Source organism: Prevotella sp. C561 (genome assembly GCF_000224595.1).
Lineage (GTDB): Bacteria > Bacteroidota > Bacteroidia > Bacteroidales > Bacteroidaceae > Prevotella > Prevotella jejuni.
This window is the reverse complement of record NZ_JH114160.1, coordinates 39,669-43,091: the sequence shown is the minus strand read 5'-3', so window position 1 is coordinate 43,091 and position 3,423 is coordinate 39,669. Positions and strand designations below refer to the sequence as shown.

Here is a 3,423-nt window from a genome sequence, read left to right as displayed (position 1 = left end):
GCACGGCTTTTGTGGTATCACAAAGACACTGACCTTTCACATGGCTCGCCACACCTTTTGCTTCGCAGATGACACTCTCTGAAGGCGTGTCTATCGAAAAGCGTATCGAAAATGCTCGGACACAGCCAAATAAAGACCACACAAGTGTATGCAGAGACTTCTCCAGAGCGTGTCTTTCGGGATGTGGAGAAGATTATTCCTCTCATTGCACAATATCGTCTGACTAACTAGAAATTATAAGGAATACAAACGATAAAACATACATGGAAAAATGAAAAGTACATTTTCAATTCTATTCTATATAGACAGAAGCAAGACAAATGAGAATAACGAGTGCATTATACGCTGCCGTATCACCTGCAACGGTGCGTCTGCTTCATTCTCAACAGGATTGCACACCTCTCCCGTTGATTGGCAATCAAAGATAGGACGCATAAAAGTGGCAGCTAACAGAGCGAATGCCGTCAATCATCAACTGGACTCAATAGATAAACGACTTCACGCACTCTATGAACTCACGTTAAGAGAAGAGAACTACATTACGGCAGGATATCTCAAAGAGCAGTACCAGCACCAAAACAAACCCACCCCGACACTCATAGAGATTTACCAAGCTGTCTGCGAAAGTAAGGAGCAATTGCAGGGCAAGACGATAGGAAAGGCTACCGTCAGGGCTTTCAGGGACAGTAGGAAGAATTTTGCACTTTTTCTAAAAACAAGGGGAAACGGGGACTGCCTTCCCAAAGAGGCAGACAAGGACCTCATAGAACATTACCGCCTATTTATGCTGCGGGACTTGGGAAACAAGGAAAGCACTGTTTCCAATCGTCTGCGCCACCTGCATCAAGTCATCCGAAAAGCACTGCAAGAGCGATATATCCGTGAAGACCCTTTTGAGCAGATAGACATTGAAACGCCCACCTACGAGCGCAATGCCCTCACTTCTGACGATTTACACAAACTTCTCTCATATCGCCCACACCGCTCGGTGGACAACCATTGCAGGCTCATCTTCCTCTTGGGCTGTTTCACGGGGCTGGCATTCTCAGACTTGAAGAAACTCCGAATGGGCGATGTTTACACACTTGACGATGGGCGCAGGTACATATCGCTCTGTCGCACAAAAACTCAGAACAGAAGCATTGTTCCTTTATTGCCCATTGCCGAAGAGATACTCACCATTGTCAGTGACGGACGAAAGGAGGGTTTGCTCTTTCGTGAGTTCCCCACAAATAGCCATTTCAACCGCAAGATAAGGGACATTATCATCAACGCAGGCCTCCCACCTCATACCGAAGCCACCTCGCATACGGCACGGCATACCTTTGCCACGACTATCTGTTTGGAGAATGGTTTGCCGATAGAAACCGTCAGTAAGATGCTCGGACACCGTTTCATTTCCACCACCGAACTTTATGCAAAGGTTAGCAAGAGTAAGATTGCACGGGAAATGCAGCCACTCATGGGCAGCAATACCACAAGAGAACTGCGAAAGGCTTTGCGTGTCTGTCCGCCAAGAAAGCCAAGCGGAGGACAAGTAACTTGTCCTTTGACCGCAAAGCAACCATCATTGAACATCAACGCTAAATAAAAATAAAAATGAAAGAGAACAACAAGATGGAACTTTCCTACTTTCGATTGAAGTTAAGAAGTTACATGAGTGAGCATCACCCCGAAAAGTTGCAAGATACGGAGTTTATCACTGCACGGGCAGATATGGCTCTCACAGCTTACTGCGATGCCGTGGCGCAAGGTTTTAAGTACCCCGAAGCGGAAAGCATGGCAAGCGAGGCATTGTATCAAGGCTTGTACTTTTCCAAGTACGATACGCTTGTATCTGTATTGGAAAACGAGTTTGAAAGGGAACTGCCTGCACCGCTCCCAGAGAAACTCGTACCTATACTGTTGTCGAACAAGGCTATTCAAGCCACATTCGACAAATTCGGTTTGACGGACACATTTGCTTCTGACGAGCAATACGGCCGTCTTTACACCGAACTCACAGGCACGATAATGCTGCTTACCAAGAGCAATCATTTGCCAATAATCGGTCAGACGGAGGGGTAAGCCCAAAGGCGTTGTAAGCAAAGGCACACGCAAAGTCCCTGATGCCGTTTCTTATCGTGCAAAGGTACAACGGCAGCCAATTTGCCCTGACAAGGTCAAGTCCTGCGGATGGAGAGAAGAATCTCCACCGCAGGATTTTTCTTTTCAAGTTGGTATTGCCATTTTCAATATTCGTGCGGTCGTATTCATCTCTCCCAACCTTGCAGGGCAGGGCTGCCGTAAGAGAGTATAGGCACGACAAGAATACGGCATACTCAGGCTCTTTGGACGCAAGGCGTAACAGCCAACAATAGATAGGACTGACGATAATACGGACTATCTATTGTTTGTACAATTTATTGTCATGACTATCTGTTGTCATGACTATCTGTTGTCAAAACTATATATCGTCAAAATAATCTATCGATAAAACTATATATCGACACTTCGATATCTCGATTTGTCGAACTATCGAATTATCGATAAAACAACAAAATAATAAAAGGAACGAGCCGGCACCTCTTCTCATTACCGCAATAACACAGATGGATCTCCTTTGGTCTTTTCTCTTGTTTTCTCTCTATTTCCCTGCTTTTCCTCATTTCTTGCAGCGGTGCTTCCGAGGGTTTACTTTTGCACTTGATAAGTACGGCAAAGGACTGCATAACAGTTTGTTTGCCGAGTAACAATAAAGTAATCAAAACAAAATCAAGGCAATGAAACTCATTATCATCGACCGCAAAGCGTGGGAGCGGCACTGCTCCGAATTTGCAGACTTTATCCACAGTATTGAACAACTCATCGGCAATCCGCCCGAAACAGACGAATGGCTTGACAACGAAGCCGTGTGCAAGCGTTTGGGCATCAGCAAACGTACCCTGCAATCATACAGAGATACGGGGAAAATCCCTTTCTTAATGATTGGACATAAGTGCTATTACAAGGAAAGCGACATCACGGAATTACTGAACGCAAAAAGTGAATGAACTATGACAGAGAACGAAATCATTACACAGCAAGACCCTCAGATGCAGTTGTTTGCACAACTGATGGAGGGCACATTGAAGAAATTGGAGCGGTATTGCGCTACCGCCCGTCCGATGCTGAATGGTGAAGTTTACCTTTCGGGTGAGGAGGTTTGCAGCCAATTACGGCTCAGCACACGCACGCTCCAAGAGTACAGAAATGCAGGAACGCTTCCTTTCTACAAAATCGGAGGGAAGATACTATACAAGCAGAGCGACATACAGACAATGCTTGAAAGGCATTATAATCCAATACCGCAAACAGGTAGGTTATGAGTTAAGTTAAGAAATCAGTCGCGACTTAAGTCAAATGGTCAGTTGTGACTTTGGTCAAGAAATTAGTTTCGACCTA

At 45.3% G+C, this 3,423-nt stretch carries 4 protein-coding genes and 1 pseudogene; all 5 read left to right on the top strand.

Annotated elements, in window-relative coordinates; all coding sequences use genetic code 11:
* A pseudogene (locus tag HMPREF0666_RS16980) lies at positions 1–231 on the top strand (tyrosine-type recombinase/integrase); the annotation flags it as partial.
* Between the two features lie 40 nt (positions 232–271).
* The gene (locus tag HMPREF0666_RS15170) at positions 272–1,591 is read left to right on the top strand and encodes a site-specific integrase (RefSeq protein WP_009013259.1); all 1,320 of its coding nucleotides are present in this window, start codon (positions 272–274) and stop codon (positions 1,589–1,591) included.
* A gap of 8 nt (positions 1,592–1,599) precedes the next feature.
* On the top strand, positions 1,600–2,067 hold the full coding sequence (locus HMPREF0666_RS15165) for a DUF1896 domain-containing protein (RefSeq protein WP_009013258.1): 468 nt from the start codon (positions 1,600–1,602) through the stop codon (positions 2,065–2,067).
* A gap of 695 nt (positions 2,068–2,762) precedes the next feature.
* Positions 2,763–3,032, top strand: a complete 270-nt coding sequence (locus HMPREF0666_RS16970; protein WP_009013257.1) for a helix-turn-helix domain-containing protein — start codon at positions 2,763–2,765, stop codon at positions 3,030–3,032.
* A gap of 3 nt (positions 3,033–3,035) precedes the next feature.
* The gene (locus HMPREF0666_RS15155; protein WP_009013256.1) at positions 3,036–3,347 is read left to right on the top strand and encodes a helix-turn-helix domain-containing protein; all 312 of its coding nucleotides are present in this window, start codon (positions 3,036–3,038) and stop codon (positions 3,345–3,347) included.
* Positions 3,348–3,423 lie beyond the last annotated feature (76 nt).

What these genes read in the sequence shown, in the direction of transcription:
- HMPREF0666_RS15170 (WP_009013259.1), top strand. Translation starts at nt 272, where the DNA reads ATGAAAAGTACATTTTCAATTCTATTCTATATAGACAGAAGCAAGACA.
- HMPREF0666_RS15155 (WP_009013256.1), top strand. Translation starts at nt 3,036, where the DNA reads ATGACAGAGAACGAAATCATTACACAGCAAGACCCTCAGATGCAGTTG.
- HMPREF0666_RS15165 (WP_009013258.1), top strand. Translation starts at nt 1,600, where the DNA reads ATGAAAGAGAACAACAAGATGGAACTTTCCTACTTTCGATTGAAGTTA.
- HMPREF0666_RS16970 (WP_009013257.1), top strand. Translation starts at nt 2,763, where the DNA reads ATGAAACTCATTATCATCGACCGCAAAGCGTGGGAGCGGCACTGCTCC.